Origin of the sequence: Pseudosporangium ferrugineum, from assembly GCF_003002065.1 — a bacterium.
GTDB lineage: Bacteria > Actinomycetota > Actinomycetes > Mycobacteriales > Micromonosporaceae > Actinoplanes > Actinoplanes ferrugineus_A.
In genome coordinates, this window is sequence record NZ_PVZG01000013.1 from 230,664 (window position 1) to 255,097 (window position 24,434).

Sequence of the window (24,434 nt, forward strand, 5' to 3'; positions counted from 1 at the left end):
GTTTCCTCCTGAGGAGGGATTCGATGCGGCTGCGCAACTGGATCGCCGTGGTTGCCAGCGTGCTGCTGCTGGTCGCTGTGGGGATCGTCGGCATATTGGTCAACCGTTCGGCGCTTCGTGCCGCCGACACGGTGCACCGTACCGACTCCCGGGCGCTCGCCGTCAACAACGCCACCCTCGCCGGGCAGATGCAGCTGCTCTCCGCCAAGGAGCTCAGCGACATGGCCGCGCGGCGCCCGTTCATCCTCGCGCCGGGGCAGGCCAGCGACCGCAAGGTGCTCGAGGAGTTCGTGGCCAGGTCCAAGCTGTTCCCGTACGGGGCGGCGCTGACCAGCCTCGACGGCACCGTGCTCAACACCACCCGCGGCAACCCGCTGCCCTCGCTCGACGACCCCGGTTTCCAGGTGTTGCGCGGGCTGCTGCTCGCCGGCAAGCCCGGGTTCTCGTCGGTCATGACGGTCTACGGCACCGACGGCAAGCCGGTCGCGATCGAGGCGGTCGCGGTGCCCGTGCAGGTCGCCGGCGCCTCCGTGGCGCTGCTGATCGGGTTCAACAAGCTCGCCGACACGAATTTGCAGGCGTACACGGCGAAGTTGCAGTCGGATGCGCACCTGACCATGGTCTTCGACAGCGTCGGCACGATCGGGTTCTCCAGCGATCCCGAGCTGATCGGCACCAAGGTCGACCAGGAGATCATGGCGGCGGCGCGGGCGAACCCGTCCGGGTCGACCTTCTCCGCGTACGACGCCGACGGTACGGGCATGACGGCGATTCTGGTCACCGGCGACGTGCTGCCGGGCGGGTGGACGTACGTCCGGACCCAGACGACCGCCTCGTTCGACGGCGCGGTGCACCGCCGCAGCCAGACGATCAACCTGACCCTGCTCGCCATGCTGCTGATCGGCGCCGTGGGCATCTCCATCCTCGGGTACCGCACGCAGGTGCAGCGCCGGCGGGCCGACGAGCGGTTCCAGGCGCTGTTCCAGCACGCGCCGGACATGGTGGCCGTGCTCGACGCCGACGGGCGGGTCGCGTACTCGAGCCCCAGCGCCGCCTCGGTGCTGCACTTCCCGCCGGGGTCGCTGCGCGGCAACAGCGTGTTCGACCTGGTCCATCCGGAGGACCGGCCGCGGATGATGGAGGCGTTCGGCCGGTTGCTGGCCGAGCGCGGCAGCGTGGTGCGGCTGCAGACCCGGATCCTGAACTCGTCGGGCACCGCCACCTGGTTCGAGTTCACCGCCTCGAACCAGATGCACAATCCGGCGCTGACCGGCATCGTCATCAACGCCCGCGACATCTCCGAGACCCGCGCGTTCCAGGAGCGGCTCGCGTACGAGGCGCAGCACGACGCGCTGACCGGGCTGCCCAACCGCCGCCGGATGCAGGACGCCCTGGACTCCTCGCTGCGGCAGGAGCCGGTGGCGGTGCTCTTCGTCGACCTCGACGGCTTCAAGCCCGTCAACGACGCCCACGGTCACGAGACCGGCGACGAGCTGCTGCGCCAGGTGGCGGACCGGCTGAGTTCCTGCGTACGGGAGCAGGATGTCCTGTCCCGGGTCGGCGGTGACGAGTTCGTGGTGCTGATGCCGGGCGTCACCAACCGTGCGGACGCCGACGCGATGAGCACCCGGGTGCGCCTGGCCATCGAGCGCCCGTTCCACGTTCTGGGCAACGAAGTGACCATCGGGGCGAGCATCGGCGTGCACGTGGCGAGCGCGACCGACGACCCCGACCAGGCGCTGCGGGCGGCGGACCACGCCATGTACGCCATCAAGCACCTCGGCGGCGGCCGCAACGCGGCGATCCCGCACCAGCGTGAGCTGGCCCGCGCCGGGCGCCACCGCGCGGAGGACTGAACCGCGGACACCGGCGGGACGGCTCGTGAGCGGCTACGTTGTGAGCCATGGCCACGAAGGCGCCCGCGGTGGAGGTCGAGGCGGGGGAGCACACGGTACGGGTCTCGAACCCCGACCGGGTGTACTTCCCGGAGCTCGGCCTCACCAAGCTCGACCTCGTCCACTACTACCTGGGCGTCGGCGACGGCATCGTCCGGGCGCTGCGGGAACGCCCGTGCATGCTGCACCGCTTCCCGGAGGGCCTGGCCGGCGAGAAGGTGCATCAGAAGCGGGTGCCGCACGGCGCGCCGCCGTGGCTGCAGACCGTCCGGGTCACCTTCCCGCGCTACGACCGGCACGCCGACGAGCTGTGCGTGACCCAGCTCGGCGAGGTCGTGTGGGCCGTGCAGATGTCGACGGTCGAGTTCCATCCCTGGAATTCGCGGCGCGCCGACACCGAGAAGCCGGACGAGTGGCGCATCGACCTGGACCCGATGCCCGACTGCGACTTCGCGACCGTACGCCGGGTCGCGCACGTCACCCGCGAGGTCCTCGACGAGCTCGGCATCACCGGCTACCCGAAGACCTCCGGCGGCCGTGGCCTGCACGTCTACGTACGGATCAGGCCCGAGCACGGCTTCGGTGACGTACGCCGGGCCGCACTCGCCTTCGCCCGCGAGGTGGAACGCCGCGCCCCGGACGACGTCACGACGACCTGGTGGCGCAAGGACCGGGACCCCGCGAAGCTGTTCGTCGACTACAACCAGAACGCCCGCGACCACACGATCGCGAGCGCGTACTCGGTGCGCGGCAACCAGCGCGGCACGGTGTCCACCCCGATCCGCTGGGACGAGGTCGACGACGTGGAACCGGACGACTTCACGCTGCTGACCGTCCCGGCCCGGTACGCGGAGCTCGGCGACCTGCACGCCACCATCGACGACACCGCGTACGACCTCCGCCCGCTGCTCCAGTGGGCGGAACGTGACGAGAAGGCCGGCCTCGAGGGGCCGGCGGAGGTCGACTGACCTGCGTGTCCACATCGCGCCATGTCCGCTGTGCGGCAGGCCCGCGTAACACGGCGGTGAATTTCCGGACTCCATGATGCGTGCAGCGAAAAACGCGCGAAGGAGTCCCCATGCTGAGTCGTCTGCTCGCCGGCATCCTCATCGGGGCCGCGGCGATACCCGGCCCCGCGGCAGCCGCACCCCCCGCCGTACCCCCGGCCCCGGGCACCGCCCGCCCGGCCGCCGCCGGCGCCGAGACGATCACTCTCGTCACCGGCGACACCGTCCAGCTCTCCCGGGCCGCCGGCGGCCGGTACGCCGCCACGGTCACCCCGGCACCCGGCCGCGAGGCCGTCACGTTCCACACCTTCGAGGTCGACGGCGGCCTGCGGGTCCTGCCCGCCGACGCGATCCCGCTGGTCCGGGCCGGCCGCGTCGACGCCGACCTGTTCGACGTCGAGCGCCTGATCGCCGACGGCTACGGCGACGCCCGGTCGGCCACCCTGCCGCTGATCGTCCAGGGCGGCGGTGCCGGGATGCGGGCCGCGGCGTCGCTGAGCAGCATCGGCGCCACCGCGGTGCGGCCCGCGAAGGACACCCTCGCCGCGTTCTGGCAGGGGCAGAGCAACGCCCGTACGGCGAACGCCCTGAAGATCTGGCTCGACGGCCGGGTCCGGGCCGCGCTGGACCGCAGCACCGCCCAGATCGGGGCGCCGCAGGCCTGGCAGCTGGGCCTCGACGGGCGCGGGGTGCGGGTGGCCGTGCTCGACACCGGCGTCGACGCCACCCACCCCGACCTCGCCGGCAAGATCGCCGGCACCGCCAACTTCAGCTCCAGCCCGGACGTCGTGGACCGGTTCGGGCACGGCACGCACGTCGCGTCCACCGTCGCCGGCACCGGCGCGGGCTCCGGCGGCAGCCGCAAGGGCGTCGCGTACGGCGCCGACGTGCTGGTCGGGAAGGTGCTCGGCGACGACGGCTATGGCTACGAGTCGCAGATCATCGCCGGCATGCAGTGGGCCGTCGAGCAGCGGGCGCGGATCGTCAACATGAGCCTGGGCAGCGACGCCACCGACGGCCTCGACCCGATGAGCCTGGCCGTCGAGGAGCTGAGCGAGTCGTCGGGCACGCTCTTCGTGACCTCGGCCGGCAACGAGGGCCGGGACAGCAGCATCGGCACCCCGGGCGCGGCACCGCACGCCCTGGCCGTCGGCGCCGTGGACCGCGCCGACCGGATCGCCGAGTTCTCCAGCCGCGGCCCGCGCCTCGGCGACGAGGGCCTCAAGCCCGAGATCACCGCCCCGGGCGTGGACATCGTGGCCGCCCGCGCGACCGGCACCACGATGGGCCAGCCGGTCGACGCCCTCTACACCGCCGCGTCCGGCACCTCGATGGCGGCGCCGCACGTCGCCGGAGCCGCCGCGATCATCGCCCAGCAGCACCCCGGCTGGAACGGCGAGCGGATCAAGGAAGCGCTGGTCAGCACGGCGAAGACCGCCCCGGACCTGTCCGTGTACGCCCAGGGCGCCGGCCGCGCGGACCTGGCCCGCGCCACCACGCAGAAGGTCACCGGCACCCCGGTGGCCGACTTCGGACTGCACGCCGTCGGCGAGAAGCCGGCCAAGCACACCCGGACGGTCACCTACACCAACGACGGCGACACCGCGGTGACCCTGACGCTGAAGAAGCCCGCGGCGGTCAGCCTCAGCGCGAACACCGTCACCGTCCCCGCGCACGGGACGGCGGCCGTCACCGTGACCCTCGACGTCGCCACGCTCGCCCCCGGCCGGATCAGCGGCTGGCTCACCGCCACCGCCACCGGCGTGCAGGTGACCACCGCGGTCGGCGGGACCGTGGACGGCCCAGTACGCCGGGTCACCGTGAAGGCCGTGGACCGCAGCGGCGCACCGACGTTCGTACCCGCGTTCACCCTCTTCGGCGACGACGGCCGCTCCGACGTCCTCGGTTCGCTCTCCGAGGAGGGCGAGACGTTCGAGGTGCAGGAGGGCACGTACATGCTGGACGCCGAGTTCGAGGACGGCGAGCCGCAGAACCGGCAGGCGAACTACGTGACCATTCCCGAGCTGAAGGTCGACCGGGACCTCACGGTGCTGGTCGACGGCCGCAAGGGCACGCCGATCCGGATCGAGACGCCGCGCCCCGCCGAGCAGCAGACGGTGCTCAGCTTCTACTCGCACCGGGTCACCGGGACCGGCCGGGGCATCTCCCACGGCGTCATGAAGTTCTCGTACGTGCAGAAGGTGAACGTCGCGCCGACCCGCAAGGTGGCCAAGGGCGACTTCGAGTTCTCGTCCCGCTGGCAGCTGGCCGCCCCGCTGGCCGCCGGCGCGGTGCCGGGCGTACGCGGGCCCCTCGACCTGCACCTGATGAGCCGCTCGCCGTACTACCAGGGCACCCGCCGGTTCCCCCTGGTGAAGTGGGGTGCCAAGGACGTACGCGGAAAGGCCGTGCTGATCCAGGGCAGCCTCGAGGAGAACGAGCAGACCCAGATCGACGCGGCGGCCAAGGCCGGCGCGGCGGTGGCCCTGATGATGCAGCCGGTCACCACGTCGGCGTGGACCTCATGGCACCCCGACGGCCAGCGCATGCCGACGATCGCGGTCACCGTCGGCAACGACACGGCGCAGAAGCTGCTGAAGCGGGTGCCCGCCACGATCGACCTGACGCTCACCCCGTCCAGCCCGTACCTGTACGACGTCGTGCAGGTGTCGAAGGACCGGGTGCCGGAGAAGATCGTCCACACCGTCACCGCCGCGAACAGCATGCGCATCGCGTCGCGCTACGCCGACAACGGCGGCTTCGACTGGGTCCGGGAGCAGCGGTTCGGCTGGCGGCCCTGGCAGACGTACGCGTGGAACGACAGGTCGCGGTCGGTGCGTACCCCGTCGGCGCGGGAGGAATGGGTCTCCGCCGGGGATTCGGTGTGGCAGCACCGGGTGCACCACGCGTACCCGTGGGACTCGATGGGCCCGCTGAAGTACGGCTTCGCCGACGAGCCGGTGAGCTACCGCGCCGGGCACCGGTCCGAGTCCTGGGTCGCGCCGGTGGTCCGCCCCGCCGACGTGGGCTCCAGGCGCACCGGCGACGTGCTGCACCTGCGGGTCCCGGAGTTCGTGGACAGCGACGGGCACTACTCGATGGGCGAGGCCGACAGCGTCGCCGCGACCCTGTGGCGCGACGGGAAGCAGATCGCCGAGCTGCCCGACGGGTGGCAGGACGTCACGACCGTTGCGGGTACGGCCACCTACCGGCTGCGGCTCGACGCCAGCCGCGGGGGAGAGGACTGGGAGTACGGCACCCGTACGGAATCGGAGTGGACGTTCAAGTCGGGCGGCGAGGGTGACCTGCCCCTGCTCGGAGTGGACTACGACGTGCGCCCGTACGGTGTCCGGCTGGACTTCTCGGCGAAGCTCAAGTCGCTGCGGGCCGAGCTGTCCGCGGACGACGGCGCCACCTGGAAGCGGGCCGTGGTGACCGGCTCGACCGTGCTGGTGCCGCCCGGCCGGGGACCCGTCTCGCTGCGGATCACGGCCACCGACAAGGCCGGCAACTCGCTCACCCAGACGGTCGTCCGCGCCTACGGCCGGGGCTGACGGTGGAGGTCCGCCGGGGCTGACAGCCAGCCCCGGCGGGCCGCCTGGAACGCCAGGCCGGTGCGGGTGTCCACGCCGGCCAGATCCATCAGCCGGTCCAGCCGCCGCTGCACCGTCCGCTTGCTGACCCCCAGATGCGTGGCGATCGACTTGTCCGGCATGCCCGACACCACCAGCGAGAGCAGCAGCACCTCGGACTCCTGGAGGTCGCCGTGGGCGGCCACCGCACCGACCGGCGTCGCCCGCTCCCAGTAGCTCTCGAAGAGCGCCACCAGCGCGTCGAGCAATTCGCTCGACCGGATCAGCGCCGCCGTCGGCTCGCCGACCCCCCGCGACTCGTCCGGCACCAGCGGGCAGATGGCCAGCTCGCGGTCGGCGATCGCCAGCCGTACGGGAAGGGCCGGCAGCGTGCGCGCCTCCTCGCCGGCCGCGACCGAGTCGACGATGCTGGCCAGCTCGCCCGGCTTGTCCAGCAGTTCACGCTCGTAGATCGCGCGGTAGCGGACCCCGCGGGCCAGCGCCGAACCCTCCTCCTCGTTCTCCGGCCCCTGCATGGCGATCGGGTTGGCCCGGCAGAACCAGAGGATCTCCTCCCGCGCCGAGTCCTGCATCGCCCGCAGCCGCTGCCGCAGCGCCCGCGCCCCGACCACGATCTCGACCAGATGCTCCGAGCTGCGCCGCCGGGTGTGGCTGCGATAGTCCTCGCTGAGCGCCGCCACCACCTGCCGGGCGTTCTCCAGCGCCTGCTGCCGCCGCAGCAGGGCGTCGCCCAGCGCGACATCGGGCGGCAGGGCGTGAAAGACCGGCCCGGGACTCACCAGACCCTTGACCCGCAGCGACTCCAGCGCCGCGGCGGCCTCCGCCGGGGTCAGCCCGTCCTGCGCGGCCAGGTCGTCCGCTCCGGCTCCGCCCAGGCGGACCAGCATCCGATAGGCATGCTGCTCAGCCGCGGTGAGCACGCCGAGATCGAGGTCCATGCGGCAACTGTACGAACATTCGCAAGGGTCGATGGGCTGTCACCGATACGTCACGCTCCGCGTTCGAATGCTGCTGGCCCGGGTCAAGGGGTTACCTCGAACGGGGTAACCCGGTGCTGCGGGCCAGGACAGGTAAGCCCAGGTCAGCAACGGTTTTACCGGGGTCCGTCCGAATCGGTGCGGGTGGCCGGACCTCCGGGGCGGTGCCAGCATGTGTCAATGTCCTCCGGCCCCCGTGACACCCCCGCCACGCCGCGGTCCTGGTCCCCCCACCCTCGCGACGCGTCACCCTCGCCGCCCGGTCCTCGTGGTGCGTCGCCCGCTGGCTCCCGGGGCGTGTCGCCTCTTGGTTCCCGCGGGGTGTCGCCCGGGCCCGGGTCGCCGTCTTCCGGTGGGTCCTGGTCGCCCGGTCCCCGCGGGGTGTCGCCCGCGCCTGGGTCCTGGTCGCCCGGTCCCCGCGCGGTGTCGCCCGCGCCCGGGTCCTGGGCGGCCGGTCCTCGTGAGGTGCCGGGTGCACCCGGGTCCTGGCCGCCCCGGTCCTGGCCGCCGCGTCCTCGCCGGGTGCCGGGGTCGCGGTCTTCCGGCGCGCGGGGGATGCCGGCCATGCCCCGGTCCTGGTTCGACCCGCTCGGGTCCGTCGCCCTGCCCCGGCGCCCCGAACTGCCCGACCGTCCCCAGCAGGGCCGCGTCTCCGCATGGGCGGCGTCCCGCTGCGAGGAGATCGCCGGCGACGTCGCCCGCGGCGGCCTGTGGCGCTTCACCGAGGCCGTGGCCGACGTCCTCTACCCGGGCCTCGGCGTGGCTGTGGCCGCCGCGCAACGGGCCACCAAGTGGGGCCCGCAACTCGTCGGCCTCAACGACGAACGCGGCGCGGACGTGAAGGTCGGGCTGGTCGGCTCCGAGAACCTCGGACTCTGGATCCTGTTCCGCACCCGCCTCGGCCAGTCCGACCCCGGCCCGCGCCCCGCCTGGTGCACCGACCTCCCGATCACCCCCCTCGGCACCGACGGCGTACGCCGGGACGCCGCCGTCCTCTCCGGCCTCGAAGACGTCAAACCGGCCGACGTGGCCCCCCTGCTCCTCGTCCCACCACCCCCCACAGCCGACACCCGCCTCCTGGTCCGCATAGCCGTACCCCGCCGCTCCGGCGTGGTGGCGATCGACCCGGGCGACGGCATCTGGCAGCGCCGCCTCTTCTTCACCGTCATCCACCCCTCCGGCGGCGACGGCACCCACCACGAGCGCTACCGCGTAATCTGTCCCGTCTGCGCCCGTCGCCGCATCGCCCAATTCCGCCGCTTCGACGTCTGCTCCGACTGCGGCTGGCTGGACCGCCGAGCCTGACCCACCAACCGCCCGCTGCCCGCCCGCTGCCCCGCGTCGGCCCGCTGCCCTGCGTCGGCCGGCCGCTCGGCGCTGGCTGGCCGCTCGGCGCTGGCCTGCCGCTCGGCGTCGGCCTGCTGCTCGGCGTCGGCCTGCTGCTCGGCGTCGGCCCGCGCTTGCTGCCCCGCGTTCGCCGCTCAGCGTCGGCCCGCGCCGCTGCTCCGCACCCGGCTGAGTCGGCGCTCGCTCGCGCCCGGCCACGCCCCGTTGAGTGCTCGTTCGGTCGAGCCGCCGCGCGACCCGCGCCGACGCCCGCGTCTGGTCGCGCCGACGCCCGCGTCTGGTCGCGCTCGCCCGCGTCTGGTCGCGCTCGCCCGCGTCTGGTCGCGCTCGCCCGCGTCTGGTCGCGCTCGCCCGCGTCTGGTCGCGCTCGCCCGACCGCGACTTGCCCTCGGTGGCCGGCGGGGCAGCCCGGCTGGGCCCCGGGCCGGCCGGATCGCCGCGGAGGCCCTCGGCGCCCCCGCCCGGATCGCACCGGCGGACGGTGGCGGTCCGCGACGGTGCCTTGGGTGCGGCCTGGCTAGACCGCCGTGTTCGACCTTCTGGCCTCCTCGTAGGTCATCTGGAGTGGACGGGGGGTGACGTTCAGCGCGTGCAGGATCGCGTGGTGCTGTCTCTCTGCCATCGTTTCGGGGCCGCGGAGTGCGGCCTCCAGGGCGGTCTCGTCGACCGGGGCGATGCCGAGGGGTGCGAAGGCCGCGGCGTCCGCGCCGTAGGGGCCGGCGGGTGGGGCGGTGCCCGGTGGGTAGGGGCGGCCGAGCAGGTCGACGAGGATCTCGTTGTCGTCGTCGTCCCACGCCTCCGCCAGGTAGGACTGGTCGGAGAGGTAGTCGTGGACGCTGCGGCCGCCGCGGAACACGCCGGCCACGATGACGTCGGAGTCGAACACGTCGAACGTCGCGGCGATGCTGCCCTCCGGGCGGCTCAGCGCGCGGGCCAGGTCTTCCGTTGCCGCGTAGCCGTCCACCTGGATCGGCACCACCGCCCACCGCCGGTCGCCCACCGGAATCACCATGGCCTGCTGTCCCGACGCGGCGACGGCCGCCCGCACGGCGCTGAGCTCGCCCGTGGCGAGGATCGTCTGATAGCTGCTTCCCACGGACAGATCGTATGGGCCGGGTACGACAACCTTGGGCCCTTGCGTACGGCGAGCAGAATGTAACGATGCACACACCCTTCGCCGGGGTCCTGCTGCTCCCGGACTCCCCGGTCCTCGGCTCCACCTCCGCCGTCACCACCGGGGACGGCCTGCCCGTCGCCACCATCCGCCGCCGCGTGTGGAGTTCCCGCCGGCGCTTCGAGATCCTGGACGCGGCCGGCACGTCGCTGCTGGCCACCGGGTCCCAGGCCGGCATGTGGGGCAACAAGTACGAGCTCATGGGCCCGCAGTCGGAGTTCCTCCTGTCGCTGAAGTTCAGCGGCTGGACCGGCCCGACCGGACGCGGCGTGGTGTCCCTGCCGGACGGCCGCACCCTGGCCACCCGCGGCAACTGGACGGCCCGGGAGTTCACGATGACGGACGAGGCGGGCACCCCCGTCGCGGAACTCCACACCCGAGGCGGCGTGTTCGCGCTCGGCCGCAACCTCGCCTTCGAACTCCGCACCCCGATGCTCTCGATCGTGCAGGCGATCGGCCTCGCCCAATCCGTTCGCGCCGCCGTAGAGTCCGCCACCGCCGCAGCCGCGTAACCACCACCACCCCACCCGCGCCCCCATCACCGGCCCGGGCGGCCGTAACCGAGCTGCCCGGGAAGCCGAGCCGCCTGGGTGCCCGTGCCGCCTGGGTGCCCCAGCTGCCCGGGTGCCCGTGCCGCCTGGGTGGTCGAGCTGTCTGGGTGGTCGGGCACCCGGGTGCGCGAGCCGCCTGGGTGCGCGAGCCGCCTGGGTGCGCGAGCCGCCCGGGTGTCCGAGCTACCCGCGGCGCCTCACCGTGCCCGTCCGGGCAGCTCAGAGCGCCTTTCAGTAGGACCCTCCCGGCCGCCCGCATCGCCCTTCCGGGGCCGCGCCGCCGCGATCAGAGGGGATGGACGACGACCCTGAGATTTCCCTGAGGCGACGTTGCCGTGCTTCTTCCCGTCATATGTAAGGTCTAGCATCGCTACATATTCGACCGGGATCGAGGGACGTCATGGCTTGGCTCGTGTGCGGACGGTGGACCAAGTGGATGGTCCTCGCGCTCTGGGTGGTGATTCTCGCGGTTGCCTTCCCGATGGCGGGGAAGCTGACCAGCGTCGAGAGCAACGACAACTCCGCCTGGTTGCCCGGCGGGGCCGAGGCCACCCAGGTGGCCGACCTGCAGGAACGGTTCCGGCCGGACGACATCGTGCCTGCCGTCATCGTGTACGAGCGTGGCGCCGGCATCACGCCGGCCGACCGGAAGAAGGCCGCCGACGACGTGGCGCGGCTGCAGGGGATCGCCGGCGTCACCGGGCAGGTGGCGGGGCCGGTGCCGGCGCAGGACGGCAAGGCGCTGCAGACGTTCGTGCCGATCAAGGTCGAGGGTGATCTGGACGGGGTCGTCGGCGTCGTGAAGCAGATCAGGTCCACGACCGGCGGTGCGGCTGACGGCCTCGACGTGCAGCTCGCCGGGCCGGCCGCGGTCGCCGCCGACTCGTCCGAGGTGTTCGACGGCATCGACGGCACGCTTCTCTACACGACGCTCGTCGTGGTCACGATCATTCTGCTCATCACGTACCGGAGCCCGGTTCTCTGGTTGTTGCCCGTTGTTTCCGCCGGCACGGCGCTGCTGACCTCGCAGGCCTTCATCTATCTGCTCGCCAAGCATGCCGGGCTGGTGGTCAACGCGCAGAGCGCGGGCATCCTCACCGTGCTGGTCTTCGGCGCCGGGACCGACTACGCGCTGTTGCTCGTCGCCCGTTACCGGGAGGAGTTGCGGCGGCACGAGGACCGGCACGAGGCGATGGCGCTCGCCCTGCACCGGGCCGGGCCGGCCATCATCGCCAGCGCCGCCACGGTCGCGATCGGCATGTCCTGCCTGACCCTCGCCGAGCTGAATTCCACGAGCGGGCTGGGGCCGGTCGCCGCGCTGGGCATCGCCGTCGGCCTGCTGGCCATGCTCACGCTGCTTCCGGCCCTGCTGGTCATCTGCGGGCGGTGGCTGTTCTGGCCCGTACGCCCGAAGTCCGGTTCGGCCGAACCCACCGCGACCGGCATCTGGGCCCGGCTCGGCGGCCGGATCGCCCGGCGGCCCCGGATCGTCTGGCTCGTCACCGCCGCCGTCCTCGGCGTGATGTCGCTCGGCCTGTTCCAGCTCGACGCCACCGGCCTCACGCAGGCCGACCAGTTCGTCACCAAGCCGGCGTCGGTGTCCGGTGAGGAGGCGCTGGCCCGGCACTTCCCGGCCGGTCAGGGCGAGCCGGTCGTCGTCATCGGACAGAATTCCGCCGCGGCGCAGATCAAGTCGGCGGTCGCGGGCACCCGGGGCATCGACTCGGTCGGCGACCCCGTCGTCAACGGCGATCTGGTGATGTACGAGGCGGTGCTCAGCGCCGCCCCGGACAGCGACGAGGCGCTGGCGACGATCGAGCGGGTGCGCGACGCGGTGCATCCGGTCGGCGACGCCAAGGTGGGCGGCATGACCGCGATGACGCTCGACATCAACGCCGCCAACGAGCACGACAACCTGCTCATCATCCCGCTGGTGCTGCTGGTCGTCCTGGTGATCCTCGGGATCCTGCTGCGCGCCGTGGTCGCTCCGCTGGTGCTCATCCTGACGGTGGTGCTGTCCTTCATGGCGGCGCTGGGCGTCAGCGCCCTGGTGTTCCGGCACGTGTTCGGGTTCGGTGGTCAGGACACCTCGTTCCCCCTGTACGTGTTCGTCTTCCTGGTCGCGCTGGGCATCGACTACAACATCTTCCTGATGACCCGGGTACGCGAGGAGTCCCAGCAGCACGGCACCCGGCGTGGCGCCCTCGTCGGCCTGGCGGCCACGGGCGGGGTCATCACGTCCGCGGGCGTCGTGCTGGCTGGCACGTTCTCGGCGCTGGGCAGCCTCCCGCTGGTGGCCTTCGCCGAGATCGGGTTCGCGGTGGCGTTCGGCGTCCTGCTCGACACGCTGGTGGTGCGCTCGGTGCTGGTCACGGCGCTCAACCTGGACCTCGGCCGGTGGATGTGGTGGCCGAGCCGGCTGACCCGGATCCGCGACGAGCCGGACGCGCCGGTGACGGAGGCCGACGCCCCCGGCCGCAACCTGGACCGCGTCCCGTGACCTGAGCAGGGGCCTGGGCGGGTGCGCCTGCGGGCGATCTGGACTTCGGGCGCTGGTCAGTGGCTATTCTCGGCGGCATGAAATTCCGCGGGGAGTTGCTGGCGACGGGCGGCACCACGACCGGCTTCCAGGTCGGTGACGAGTTCGTCGCCGGCCTGGGTGGTGGCGGCCGGCCCAAGGTGGTCGTGACCGTCAACGGGCACTCGTGGCGGGGCTCGATCGCGCGGATGGGCGGCAGCTACTGGCTCGGCGTGAGTGCGGAGCGCCGGGCCGAGGCCGGGATCGCCGCCGGTGACGTGCTCGAGGTCGGCGTCGAGCTGGACACGGCGGTGCGGGAGGTCGACGTGCCGGAGGATCTGGCCGCGGCGCTCGAGGCGTCACCCGGGGCGAAGGCGTTCTGGGCCGGGTTGTCGTACAGCAACAAGAGCTGGCACGTCCTGCAGGTCACCGGGGCGAAGACGGCGGAGACCCGGACCCGCCGGATCGAGAAGTCGATCACCCTGCTGGCGGCCGGCCGCGCCCGCTGACCCGGCCCGCCGCGGCGGGGAAGGCCCGGCCCGGCGGGGAAGGCCCGGCCCGGCGGGGAAGGCCCGGCCCGGCGGGGAAGGCCCGGCCCGGCGGGGAAGGCCCGGCCCGGCGCGGAGAAGGTGCGGGAGGCGGGTCAGCCGATCCGGCTCAGCGTGGTGCCGACCAGCTTCTTCCAGTCCGCCGAGAACTGCGGGTTGGCGCTCGCATCCGACCGCCCCAGCCGGTAGATCGCGTACTGATCGACCAGCACCACATTGCCCCGCGCCAGCGCCGTGACGGCGACGTCGGCCGTCGCCGGGTGGGCCTTGTCGTAGAGCTTGGTGCGCAGGGTCACGAAGCCCGTCCAGGCGCCCTCCTCCAGCGGCTGCGTCGCCGCGGTCTCGGTGTACGCCGGCTCCTCCCGCTCCCCGGACTTCGCCGGGCGCTGCACGCTCGGCGGGCACGCGTCGGCGACCGTGCGCAGCGTGGCCAGCGCGGTCGCGGCCGAGACGGCGTCCTCGTAGACCAGGGCGTGCTGGGTCAGGCTCTGCACGCCCTCGGTGCCCTCGTCGGAGAGCGGCGCCGAGACGACCGACGGCTTGCCCGGGATGGTCGCCGGGGCGGTGTCGGCGCCGCAGATGCTCACGAGCTGCGCGGGCGCGGCCGACTCGGTGGGCGTCTTCCAGGTGGGGCCCACGTCCGCCGGCTTCAGCAGCGCGTTGCGCATCGTGTCGACGGTGATCGTGGTCCTGTCCGGCTCGGGCGAGTCGTCCGACGAGCAGCCGGCGAAACCGGCGACGGCGACGACCGCGAGCACACCCCGAAGCATCCGACCCAGCACAAGCATCCGGCCATGATGGCAGACCGTCACCGCCGCCCGCCCTTGACCACCCGTCCGTGCCGTTGTCGACACCGTACGTGTTGGTCGGGTAGCCGACTCCGGCCCGGCGTATCTGCGTACCCCCGGCACGGATCTGTTGATCGGACGCGGCCGAGGGGGACGTGTCCCGCCGCCCGCCCGGCCACCGGGCGGGCGGCGACTTCGCTCACGCGAAAGGTGCGCACCGTGAAGCGTCACATGCGCGAGAACTACTACGTGGTCGGCGAGGGGATTCTGACCACGGACGGCAAGAGCGGCGTGTGCGAACGCCCGTCGACGGAAGCCGCGTTACGCAAGTTCCGATTCTCCCGGCTGGGGCCGAAGGGGGAGGCGCTCGACCCGGGTCTGCTGGAGAAGGTCGCCCGCGCGATGACCGCGGCGCCGACCGGCACGCCGCCGGTGCAGCCCGTCTCCGACCCGCCGGTCCCGGCCGGCTTCACCTATCTGGGCCAGTTCGTCGACCACGACCTGACCCAGGACAACACCGCCAAGGCGCTCGGCGACCATGTCACCGTCAACGAGCTGCTCCAGGGCCGGTCGCCGGCGCTGGACCTGGATTCTCTCTACGGGCGCGGCCCGGACGACCGCGACGACGACCGGTTCTACGCCCCGGACAAGCTCAAGCTGCGGGCCGGCATCACCGCCGCGTTCGACGGGCCGGGCACCAACGTCAACCTCAACGGGTACGACCTGCCGCGGGTCACCCAGGGCTCGACGAAGTTCGAGCGGCAGAGCGCGCTCATCCCGGACCTGCGCAACGACGAGAACCTGGTCGTCGCGCAGACCCACCTGGCCTTCATCCGCTTCCACAACCGGGTCGTCGACGCCCTCGCCGACCGGGGCGTGCCGAGCGCGCTGCTGTTCAACCGCGCCAAGGCCCAGGTGGTCCGCCACTACCAGTGGATGCTCCGGACGGACTTCCTGCCGCGGATCGTCGACCGCGCCATCGTCGAGGACGTGTTCACCCACGGCCGCAAATTCTTCGAGGTCCCGGCGTACGGGCCGCACAACGGTCACCACCGGACCGTCAAGGCCGGCGACACCCCGACGATGCCGATCGAGTTCTCGGTGGCGGCGTACCGGCTGGGGCACAGCATGGTGCGGGCCGCGTACGACTGGAACCGGGTCTTCCCGGGCCGCGCCGGCAGCCTGCGGTTCCTGTTCATCTTCAGCGGGACCAGCGGGAATTTCGACGCGTTCGGGCCGGACGTGAGCGACCCCGAGTCGGGCCTGTTCGAGCGGCTGCCGACCAACTGGGCGGTCGACTGGCGCCGGATGTACGACTTCGCCGGCGAGGCGGGCCGGGCGGACCTGGCCGGGCCGAACGGTTTCAACATCACCCAGCGGATCGACACGCTGCTGGTGGATCCGCTGGCCACGCTGCCCAAGGGCGCGTTCGGCGGGGTGGGCACCGACCCGCCGCCGATCCAGGCGAACCTGGCGTTCCGCAACCTGGTCCGCGCCGGCATGGTCGAGCTCGCCAGCGGTCAGCAGATGGCCGAGTTCCTGGGCCTGACCCCGCTGACCAGGGAACAGATCCTTCAGGGTGACGGCGGCGCGGTGCTCGACACGCTCACCGACGACGAGAAGGAGGCCTTCGGCACGCGTACGCCGCTGTGGTTCTACATCCTGCGGGAGGCGGAGCTCAACGGTGGCCGGCTGACCGGCGTCGGCGGCCGGATCGTCGCGGAGGTGTTCCACCGCGCGATGGAGGGCAGCCGCATCTCGATCGTCCGCGACCCGTCGTGGCGGCCCTCGCTGGGCCCGGACGAGCAGACCTTCCGGATGGTCGACCTGCTGCTGTTCGCCTTCGAGGGACGCAAGGAGCTGCTCGCCCCGCTGGGCGACACGGCCCCGACGGGGTGACCGGACGGCGATGCCGGGTCAGGCCGCGACCACCCGGTTGCGGCCTGCCCGCTTCGCGTCGTAGAGGCGCTGGTCGGCGCGGGTCATGGCGGCCGGCAGGTCGCCGTCCGCCGGGATCACGGCCAGACCCAGACTGATGGTCACGCTCAGTCCCGGCTCCAGGGACTCCCACGGGTACGCCGCCACCTGCGCCCGCAGCACCTCGCAGCGGGCCCGTCCCTCGTCCAGGTCGACCCCGTCGAGCCCGATGAGGAACTCCTCGCCGCCGAGGCGTGCCACGAGGTCGCTGTCGCGGACGCTGTCCCGCAGCACCGACGCGATCCGGCGCAGCACCTCGTCGCCGACGAAGTGGCCGAAGCGGTCGTTGACGCCCTTGAAGAGGTCGACGTCGGCGATGGCGACGCACAGGTCCCCGGCGTGGGCGGTCATCGTGGGCAGCCGCAGCTCGGCACCGCGCCGGTTCGGCAGGCCGGTCAGCGGGTCCTCGGTCGCCTGCCGCTGCCAGCTGAGGGTCGCGGCCTCCAGCTCGGCGCTGCGGACCCGGGCCAGCTCGGCCTCGAGGCGGGCGTTGTCGAGCTCGAACTGGTGGACGGCCATCCGGGCGCGGGCCGCCGCCACGTGGTTGTGGGCGGTGCGTTCCAGCGTGTGGAAGCTGCGGTAGTGCGCCAGCGCCGAGGCGAAGTCGCCGATCCGCTCGTACGCCTCGGACAGCTCGCGGTGGATCTCCATCACCATCGGCGTCTCCCCGGCAGCGAGGGCCCGGTCGAGCGCCGCCAGCAGGCCGTCGATCGCCCGGTCGCATTCGCCGCGCATGAGGCGTACGCGAGCCTGGTGTTGCAGGGCCCCCGACTCCAGCGACCGGTATCCGTGGATGGCCGCGATGGCCCGCGAGTCCTCGATCATCCGGTCGGCGGCGGCGAAGTCGCCGTCGAGCGCCCGCAGCATGCCGTAGTTGTCCAGGCAGATCGACTCCCGGAACGGGTTGCCGGCCTCCCGGGCGAGCCGCAGGGCCTCGTCGACGTAGCCGAGCGCGTTGTGCAGCAGGGCCTCGGCCTCCGCGGCGTCGCCCCGGTTGCGCAGCTTCGTCACCTGGTAGACCGCGTTGTCGCCGACGTTGTTGAGGATGCAGAAGCGGGCCTCGGCGTCCATGCCCTCGACCATCGTCAGGGCCCGGGTGAGGTACTCGGTGCTGCGGTCGTAGTCGCCCATGCTGCTGTGCACGACCCCGGTCCGGTTGTGCACCCAGTAGAGCAGGTCACGGTCGCCGAGCCGCTGGGCGATGTCGCGGGCGGTGGCGAGCACCTCCAGCGCCTCCTCGTGCATGCCGAGCTCGTTCAGCGGCATCGCCTGGATGGTGAGCACCTCGCAGATCGCCGCGTCGTCGGAGAGCTTCTCCAGCACGGCGACGGCCTCCCGGCACGCCGTCACGGCGGCCTCCTGCTCGCCGAGGCGCAGCAGCTGGTTCGCCATCGAGCGCAGCGCCTCGGCCCGGCCGGCGCCGTCGCCCGCCGACTCGGCGAGGGCCGCCGCTTCGCGGGCGAGCTCCGACCCGGCGCGGTAGTTCCCGGCGAGCCGCGCCTCCTCGGCCTGCACCAGCAGCGCACCGACCTGGACTGCGGCCGCGCTGGGCGGCCGGGTTCCGGCGATGCTGGTGGTCATGGTGCGCAGATCGGCCCGAACCGGCCCCGGCTTGAGCGAAACTTGCCCTTGAGTTTCGCGGCACGTTTCCGGGATTACTCCCGATCACCGAGTTCCTACGCTCAGTCGCATGCCCAACACGAAGCTTTCCGCCACCGTCCCGGCCGTTCTGGCCCTCGCCACCGCCGCCGCGCTGACCGGCTGCACCGTCACCGTCCAGTCGCCGGCCGGCGAGCCCGCCCCGGCGCCCTCGTCCTCCTCGTCCTCCTCGTCCTCCTCTTCCGCCTCGCACGTCACCAAGAAGTCCGGCGACAGCCGTGGCACCGGGGACGTCGAGGTCACCCCCGTCGTCGAGACCAAGCACACCGCGAAGCCCGCGACCGGGCCGCGGATCGTCTCGTTCAAGGTCGTGCAGAAGCCGCGCTGCCCCGAGGGCACGGACGTCTACCGCACCGAGGGCGCCCCTCTGATCATCAAGTGGAAGATCACCGGCGCCCACTCGGCCGCGCTCTCCGTCGACGACCCGACCGGCACCCCGGGCACGTACGGGCCGGTCGGGCTGCACGGCACGCAGGAGTTCACGTTCTCGTGCGCCGGCGAGCCGGGCCACAAGGAGACCCACACGTACGCGCTCTACACGGTCGGCGGCGGCAAGCAGCGCCACAAGACCCTGACCGTCTCGGCCACCGTCCGCGAGACCGGCATCCCGGTCACCTGAGCGTCGTCCGGCGTCAGGACGTGCAGCTCAGCACGCCGGCCCGCTCCTTGGTCCGGAGCACGTGCCGGGCGGCGTCGGTCAGGCGGGTGTCGAACGACGGCGACCGGCGCGCCTCGGCGACCAGCGCGGCGGCCATCGGCGCGGCGTCCTGCGGCCGGATCGTCAGCACCAGGTCGCCGCCCGCCGCCACGAAGCGCACCGCCCGCTCGCCGACCGGCACGAACGCGGCCGCGTCCGCCGCGCCCAGGTCGTCCGACATGATCAGGCCGGAGTAGCCGAGCCGTTCGCGCAGCAGCCCGGTCACGATCGGCCTGGAGAAGGCCGCGATCGTGGAGCGGTCCAGGCGGGGGTACCGCGCCGACGACATCATCACTCCGGCGGATCCGGCCTTCATCCCGGCCACGAACGGTTGCAGGTACGGATCGTCGGCGGTGGTCCGGGCGTCGGTCACGTCGCGGGAGACGTCGGTGTTGGCGCGTACGCGTCCGAGCCCCGGAAAGTGCTTGAGGATCGTCAGCACGCCCTCGCCCTGCGACGCCGCGACCACGGTCCCGACGTCCGCGGCGACCGCGCCGGGCTCGGAGCCGTACTGGCGGTGGAAGGCGCCGATCGGCGGGTTGGCCTCGGCGATGTCCACCGGGACGGTGTCGGCCACCGGCGCGAGGTTGACGGTGACCCCGATGTCCGCCAGCCGCCGCGCCGAGTCGCGCACGGTGTCGCGCAGCTTCGCCGGGGAGCCGCGGCCGAGCCGTTGCGCCGAGGGCAGGAGCGGGAAGTCCGGCCCCTTCAGCGTCTGCACGCTGCCGCCCTCCTGGTCGAGGGCGATCAGCGGGGTGATCTTCCCGGCGCGTCGCAGCGCGGCGAGGTCCGCCCGCAGCCCGGCGGCGCCGCGGGTGCTGCGGCCGGCCAGGAACACCCCGCCGAGGTGCCGGTCGGCGACGGCCCGCTCCAGCCGGCGCGGCGTGTCGACCGGCGTGCCGATCATCAGGACCTGCCCGGCGCGCTCGTCGACGGACATCCCGGCCAGCGTCCGGGTGACACAGTCCGGAGCGGACGACGACGCGGCCGGCGAGGACGGCGCCGCGCGCGACGGCGGGGCCGCGGCGGCGGTGGAAGCGGGCGCGGGCGGGGCCTCGGCCGCGGGAGGACGCGGCGAGCAGGCCGTGAGCGCACCGCAGGCCGCGACGGCGACCGCCCCGGCGACACCCCACCACAGCCGGCCACGCTTCACCGCCGGCACCGCAATCCGCGACATGTCCGCCATCGCACCCACGCTATCGCCCGGCCCCGGACGCCGCCGCGCCCGCCTGCCGTGGACAAGGGCGCCGCCGCGCCCGCCTTGCCCGTGGACAAGGGCGACGGCATGCTCGACGCTGGGCGGATGACCAACGGCCGGCGACGGTCCTGCAGCGCGACGGGCGGCTGGCGGCGCTGATCCTCAACTTCCTGGCCGCGGTGCGGGTCACCCGGGCGGCGCTGCCGTACCTGATCGAGCGGCAGGGGCCGATCGTCATGATCGGCTCGGTGAACGCGGCGCTGCCCGACCTGCGGATCGACGGCGGCCTGATCACGACGATGTGATCGCCGGGCCGGTAGCGTGGGGCGGTGCGTCACTACTCGGTCGACCTGGCCGTACCCGGGGGTGGGCGGTCCGGGACCGTCGCCGTCTACGGGCACTGGGGGCGGCCCGTGCTCGTCTTCCCCACCGAGGGCGGCGACGCGTGGGAGTTCTCCCGCAACGGCATGGTGGGTGCGGCCGGGGAGTTGGTCGAGTCGGGGCGGGTGAAGCTCTACTGCGTCGACTCGTTCGATGCCGAGAGCTGGTCGGCACACCACCTGCCGCTGGAGGAGCGGGCGTGGCGGCACGCCGCGTACGAGTCCTGGGTGCTCGACGCGGTCGTGCCGCACATCCGGCAGGACAGCGGGGACGCCGCGGAGATCGTCACCGCCGGCTGCTCGCTGGGCGCCTTCCACGCGCTGAACTTCGCCTTCAAGCGGGCCGACCTCTTCCCGCTCGCCCTGTGCTTCTCGGGGAACTACGACCCCGGCACGTGGCGTGGCTGGGGCGACCGTGGCGACGCCGTCTACTTCAACAGTCCCGGCGACTATGTGGCCAACCTGGACGGTGACCATCTCGCCTGGTTGCGGGAGCGGCTGTCGGTGCTGCTCGTCTGCGGCCAGGGCCGGTGGGAGGACACCACGGGCGCGCTCGAGTCCACCCGGCGGATGGGCGGGCTGCTCGCGGCGAAGGGCGTCTGGCACGAGCTGGACCTGTGGGGCGCCGACGTCCCGCACGACTGGGAGTCGTGGCGCCGCCAGTTCGCCCATCACCTGCCGCGTTTCGGCTGATCCGGCGCGGTTGCGGGCCGTCGGTCGCCCGTACGTTTACGCTGCGTCTCGGCGTGATCACGAGATGTCAGCGAGGTGTCATGGACCGACGGGCTCTGCTACGGGCGACGGTGCTGGGCGCGGGGGTGGTCGCCCTGCCGTTCACCGGCTGGTCGGCCGCGTACGGGGCGGCGCAGGCGGCTCCCGGCCCCTACGGCCCGCTCCGCGCCGCGGACGCCAACGGGATCCGGATGCCGCGGGGATTCAGCAGCCGCGTCGTCGCGCGCACGGGCCGCCGGGTGCCCGGGACGGCGTACCGATGGCATCAGGCCCCGGACGGTGGCGCGACGTTCGCCGAGGGCGACGGATGGTGCTACGTCTCCAACTCCGAGGTGCTCGCCGCCGAGGGCGGCGGAGCATCGAAGATCAGCTTCGACCGTGACGGCAGGGTGGTCTCGGCCCGGCGCATCCTTTCCGGTACGGACAGCAACTGCGCCGGCGGCCGTACGCCCTGGCACACCTGGCTGTCCTGCGAGGAGATCGACCGCGGCCGGGTCTTCGAGGCGTACCCGGCCGGCGGTGCCGCGAAGGCGCGCCCGGCGATGGGCCGCTTCAAGCACGAGGCCGCCGCGGCCGACCCGGTCCGCAAGGTCGTCTACCTGACCGAGGACGAGCCGGACGGCCGCTTCTACCGCTTCGTGCCGGACGTCTGGGGCAACCTGGCGGCCGGCCGGCTCGAGGTGATGTGCGCGGGCCCCGGCACGTCCGGCGCCTTCACCTGGGCCCCGGTCCCGGACCCCGGCGGCGCGCCGGTGCGCACCCGGCACCAGGTCGCCGCCGCCAAGGCCTTCAGCGGGGGAGAGGGCTGCTACTACGCCAACGACACCGTCTACTTCACCACCAAGGGCGACGGCCGGATCTGGCAACTCGACCTCACCGCCGGTCGATACCGGCTCGCGTACGACGACAGCCTCGTCAAGCCCGGCCCGCCGCCGCTGACCGGCGTGGACAACCTTACCGGCGCGGAATCGGGCGACCTGTACGTGGCCGAGGACAACGGCAGCATGGACGTCTGCCTGGTCACGCCGGACGGGCACGTCTCGCCGTTCCTGCGGATCACCGGCCAGCGCCGGTCCGAGGTGACCGGCCTGGCGTTCAACCCGGCCGGCGACCGCCTCTACTTCTCGTCGCAGCGGGGGCGCACCGGGCTGACCACCGGCGGGATCACGTACTGCGTCAAGGGGCCGTTCCGGCGCCCTTGACCGCCCGGCGCTCTACCTGGATCGGGCTCGACCGGCGATGGTCGCGGGGTCAGGGGCGGTCGGCGGGGCGGTCGCCGCCGTCGCAGGCGTCCTCCGGCTCCTCCGTCAGCAGGTCCAGCAGGTCGGGGCCCACGTGCCCGGTGTCCACGGTGCGGCCGATCAGCCCGAGCTGGGCGGCGCAGTCCCGCCCGTAGCCCTTGATCATGCGGTCGGCGCGGGTCAGGTGCCCGCACCTGGGGCAACGCCGCATCGCCGGGGGCGCGGGACCGACGGTCATGCCCCCAGTATGGGCGGGCCGGCCCGCCCGGTCATGCGTTCCGGCCGGCGAGCCGCGCCCGCCGCGCTTGACCAATCCACCTCGGTCGATTAGACCCGGGGAGGACTATCCGGCCCGCACTGGAGGACGAAGTGGCATACGTACGGTTCGGCAGGGCGCTCGCCGCCATCGTGATGGTCACCGCCGGGGTGGGGCTCGGCACCCCGGCGATGGCGAGCGGCGCGGATCCCACGGAGCCGACCCCGGGGCCGTGCGCGTACACGCCGACGCCCGAGGAGCCCGCGGCCCGGCCGGTGGGGTTGCCGCCCGACCCCCGTCACACCCCCAGCGTGGGCACGGTCGAGGTGCTGCTGCGCACCAACCTGGGGCAGATCCCGCTGGTGCTCGACCGCGCCGCGGCGCCCTGCACCGTGCAGAGCTTCCTGCATCTCGTCCGGCACCGGTTCTACCACCGGACGGTGTGTCACCGGCTCACGGCGTACCCGACGCTCAAGGTGTTGCAGTGCGGTGACCCGTCCGGGACGGGCGAGGGCGGGCCCGGCTACCGCTACGGGGACGAGCTGCCCACCGGCCTGCCGCCGGCGCCGACCGACCCGACCGGCGAGCGGCGGGTCTACGCGCGCGGCGTGCTCGCGATGGCCAACGCCGGACCGGACACCAACGGCAGTCAGTTCTTCCTCGTGTACGCCGACTCCGCGCTGCGCCCGAACTACTCGATCTTCGGCACGGTGACCCCGGCGGGCCTGGCCACCCTCGACCGGGTCGCGGCCGGCGGGGTGGCGCCGACCCCGGAGGACCCCGCCCCCGTCGACGGCGCCCCGGCCCTGACCACCAGGTTCAAGACGGCCCACGTACGCCACTGAGCCGGCAGCACCGGCCCACGCCGCCCCCGGCGCGACAGCACGCGCCGGGGGTCAGCGGCGCGGGCCGTGGATCTGGCGGTGGAGGCGTTCCATCCGCTGGTCCAGGCGCGCGGCGTCCTCCGAGGCGGCGGCCAGTTCGGCGCGGAGCTCGGCCGGGATGCCCGGGTCGTACTTGTAGTAGATCTTGTGTTCGAGGCTGGCCCAGAAGTCCATCGCCACCGTGCGCAGCTGGACCTCCACCGGCACCGCCACCACGCGCTCGGACATGAAGACCGGGATCTCCACGATCAGGTGCAGGCTGCGGTAGCCGTTCGGCTTCGGCTCGGCGATGTAGTCCTTGGTCAGCACCAGGTTGACGTCGGGCTGCCGGGTGAGCATGTCGGCCACCGTGTAGACGTCGGAGACGAAGCTGCACACGATCCGGATGCCGGCGATGTCCCGGATCCGGGCGCTGATGTCGTCGAAGGTCAGCGGGCAGCCCATCCGCCGGGCCTTGGCGGCGATGCTGGCCGGCGTCTTGAGGCGGGGGCTGACGTGCTCGATCGGGTTGCCGCGGCCCTTGTGCGCCAGTTCCTCCGCGAGGATGGTCACCTTGGTGCCGATCTCGGCCAGCCCGAACTTGTAGACCATCATGAAGTGGGTCAGCTCGTCGGCCAGCTCACTGAAGGCGGCGGAGTCGACGGCGTGCTCCCACTGGGCGATCTGCCCCTCGCCGGTGCCGTACGCCGTACGGTCGGCGTGTGCGGTCGTGGCGTGCTCGGTCGTCACGTTCCTGGTCTCCCGTGTCCTGGCCGGCGCGCGGAGCGACGCCGGTGCGGTGCCCATCATGACCCCTCGCGGCCTGCGCGGTCGTCATCCTCACGGAGTCACCGCCCTACCGTAGGCGCAGTACGCCCGCCCGGCGCCGGGCACGACGAAGCCGGCGCCCCGGAAGGGCGCCGGCTGGGTGTGGTGTGGGTGGGTTCAGATGAGGATGCGGTGCTTCTGGACGAAGGGGATGCGGGTCCAGAGGCGGCCGAGGCCCCAGGTGTGGCCGGCGTAGGAGGCGGCG

Annotated in this window: 20 protein-coding genes; 13 read left to right on the forward strand and 7 right to left on the reverse strand. The window is 73.0% G+C overall.

Annotation, left to right across the window (positions count from 1 at the left end; genetic code table 11):
* Positions 1-23 precede the first annotated feature (23 nt).
* The 3 genes from CLV70_RS26205 to CLV70_RS26215 all read left to right on the forward strand — a co-directional run bounded on the left by CLV70_RS26205 (position 24) and on the right by CLV70_RS26215 (position 6,456).
* On the forward strand, positions 24-1,856 hold the full coding sequence (locus tag CLV70_RS26205) for a sensor domain-containing diguanylate cyclase (protein ID WP_106129245.1): 1,833 nt from the start codon (positions 24-26) through the stop codon (positions 1,854-1,856).
* Between the two features lie 47 nt (positions 1,857-1,903).
* Positions 1,904-2,863 carry a non-homologous end-joining DNA ligase gene (ligD, locus tag CLV70_RS26210; protein WP_106129246.1) on the forward strand — a complete coding sequence of 320 codons (960 nt, stop codon included), beginning with the start codon at positions 1,904-1,906 and terminating at the stop codon, positions 2,861-2,863.
* Positions 2,864-2,973: 110 nt separating this feature from the next.
* Positions 2,974-6,456 carry a S8 family serine peptidase gene (locus CLV70_RS26215; protein WP_106129247.1) on the forward strand — a complete coding sequence of 1,161 codons (3,483 nt, stop codon included), beginning with the start codon at positions 2,974-2,976 and terminating at the stop codon, positions 6,454-6,456.
* On the opposite strand, the gene CLV70_RS26220 is transcribed toward CLV70_RS26215, so the two are convergent.
* On the reverse strand, positions 6,441-7,433 hold the full coding sequence (locus tag CLV70_RS26220; RefSeq protein WP_106129248.1) for a helix-turn-helix domain-containing protein: 993 nt from the start codon (positions 7,431-7,433) through the stop codon (positions 6,441-6,443). The genes CLV70_RS26215 and CLV70_RS26220 overlap by 16 nt on opposite strands.
* A 603-nt stretch (positions 7,434-8,036) precedes the next feature.
* Between CLV70_RS26220 and CLV70_RS26225 the strand changes: the two genes are divergently transcribed.
* Positions 8,037-8,777, forward strand: coding sequence for a hypothetical protein (locus CLV70_RS26225; RefSeq protein ID WP_106129249.1), 741 nt, complete (start codon positions 8,037-8,039; stop codon positions 8,775-8,777).
* Positions 8,778-9,336: 559 nt separating this feature from the next.
* Here CLV70_RS26225 and CLV70_RS26230 read toward each other — a convergent pair.
* Positions 9,337-9,915, reverse strand: a complete 579-nt coding sequence (locus CLV70_RS26230) for a hypothetical protein (RefSeq protein ID WP_106129250.1) — start codon at positions 9,913-9,915, stop codon at positions 9,337-9,339.
* 65 nt (positions 9,916-9,980) lie between these two features.
* On the opposite strand from CLV70_RS26230, the gene CLV70_RS26235 reads away from it, so the two are divergent.
* The 3 genes from CLV70_RS26235 (at position 9,981) to CLV70_RS26245 (ending at position 13,571) form a co-directional block, all read left to right on the forward strand.
* A complete protein-coding gene (locus CLV70_RS26235) occupies positions 9,981-10,505 on the forward strand; it encodes an LURP-one-related family protein (RefSeq protein WP_106129251.1) in 525 nt (174 codons plus the stop codon).
* Between the two features lie 439 nt (positions 10,506-10,944).
* Positions 10,945-13,044 (forward strand): MMPL family transporter, encoded by a 2,100-nt coding sequence (locus CLV70_RS26240; RefSeq protein ID WP_106129252.1) that lies wholly within the window; start codon positions 10,945-10,947, stop codon positions 13,042-13,044.
* Positions 13,045-13,121: 77 nt separating this feature from the next.
* Positions 13,122-13,571, forward strand: a complete 450-nt coding sequence (locus tag CLV70_RS26245; protein ID WP_106129253.1) for a YdeI/OmpD-associated family protein — start codon at positions 13,122-13,124, stop codon at positions 13,569-13,571.
* Between the two features lie 134 nt (positions 13,572-13,705).
* Here CLV70_RS26245 and CLV70_RS26250 read toward each other — a convergent pair whose 3' ends face one another.
* Positions 13,706-14,398 carry a hypothetical protein gene (locus CLV70_RS26250; protein WP_106129254.1) on the reverse strand — a complete coding sequence of 231 codons (693 nt, stop codon included), beginning with the start codon at positions 14,396-14,398 and terminating at the stop codon, positions 13,706-13,708.
* Between the two features lie 219 nt (positions 14,399-14,617).
* Here CLV70_RS26250 and CLV70_RS26255 point away from each other — a divergent pair, with 219 nt between their 5' ends.
* Complete coding sequence (locus CLV70_RS26255) at positions 14,618-16,297, forward strand: peroxidase family protein (protein ID WP_211303884.1); 1,680 nt, start codon at positions 14,618-14,620, stop codon at positions 16,295-16,297.
* Between the two features lie 18 nt (positions 16,298-16,315).
* On the opposite strand, the gene CLV70_RS26260 is transcribed toward CLV70_RS26255, so the two are convergent.
* Positions 16,316-17,956 (reverse strand): diguanylate cyclase, encoded by a 1,641-nt coding sequence (locus tag CLV70_RS26260; protein ID WP_106129255.1) that lies wholly within the window; start codon positions 17,954-17,956, stop codon positions 16,316-16,318.
* A gap of 109 nt (positions 17,957-18,065) precedes the next feature.
* Between CLV70_RS26260 and CLV70_RS26265 the strand changes: the two genes are divergently transcribed.
* Positions 18,066-18,653, forward strand: a complete 588-nt coding sequence (locus CLV70_RS26265; RefSeq protein ID WP_106129256.1) for a hypothetical protein — start codon at positions 18,066-18,068, stop codon at positions 18,651-18,653.
* A gap of 13 nt (positions 18,654-18,666) precedes the next feature.
* Here the strand turns inward: CLV70_RS26265 and CLV70_RS26270 are convergent, their stop codons facing one another.
* The gene (locus tag CLV70_RS26270) at positions 18,667-19,917 is read right to left on the reverse strand and encodes a glycoside hydrolase family 3 N-terminal domain-containing protein (RefSeq protein WP_245908466.1); all 1,251 of its coding nucleotides are present in this window, start codon (positions 19,915-19,917) and stop codon (positions 18,667-18,669) included.
* 191 nt (positions 19,918-20,108) lie between these two features.
* Here CLV70_RS26270 and CLV70_RS41795 point away from each other — a divergent pair, with 191 nt between their 5' ends.
* The 3 genes from CLV70_RS41795 to CLV70_RS26280 all read left to right on the forward strand — a co-directional run bounded on the left by CLV70_RS41795 (position 20,109) and on the right by CLV70_RS26280 (position 22,243).
* Entirely contained in the window at positions 20,109-20,234 is a 126-nt protein-coding gene (locus CLV70_RS41795; RefSeq protein WP_281260490.1) for a hypothetical protein, read from the forward strand.
* Positions 20,235-20,258: 24 nt separating this feature from the next.
* On the forward strand, positions 20,259-21,002 hold the full coding sequence (locus CLV70_RS26275; RefSeq protein ID WP_106129257.1) for an esterase family protein: 744 nt from the start codon (positions 20,259-20,261) through the stop codon (positions 21,000-21,002).
* Positions 21,003-21,082: 80 nt separating this feature from the next.
* Positions 21,083-22,243 carry an alkaline phosphatase PhoX gene (locus CLV70_RS26280; RefSeq protein WP_106129258.1) on the forward strand — a complete coding sequence of 387 codons (1,161 nt, stop codon included), beginning with the start codon at positions 21,083-21,085 and terminating at the stop codon, positions 22,241-22,243.
* 49 nt (positions 22,244-22,292) lie between these two features.
* Here CLV70_RS26280 and CLV70_RS26285 read toward each other — a convergent pair whose 3' ends face one another.
* Positions 22,293-22,520 (reverse strand): hypothetical protein, encoded by a 228-nt coding sequence (locus CLV70_RS26285; RefSeq protein ID WP_245908467.1) that lies wholly within the window; start codon positions 22,518-22,520, stop codon positions 22,293-22,295.
* A 173-nt stretch (positions 22,521-22,693) separates the two neighbouring features.
* On the opposite strand from CLV70_RS26285, the gene CLV70_RS26290 reads away from it, so the two are divergent.
* Complete coding sequence (locus CLV70_RS26290; protein WP_106129291.1) at positions 22,694-23,383, forward strand: peptidylprolyl isomerase; 690 nt, start codon at positions 22,694-22,696, stop codon at positions 23,381-23,383.
* A gap of 51 nt (positions 23,384-23,434) precedes the next feature.
* On the opposite strand, the gene CLV70_RS26295 is transcribed toward CLV70_RS26290, so the two are convergent.
* A complete protein-coding gene (locus CLV70_RS26295) occupies positions 23,435-24,151 on the reverse strand; it encodes a GTP pyrophosphokinase (protein WP_245908468.1) in 717 nt (238 codons plus the stop codon).
* Positions 24,152-24,434 lie beyond the last annotated feature (283 nt).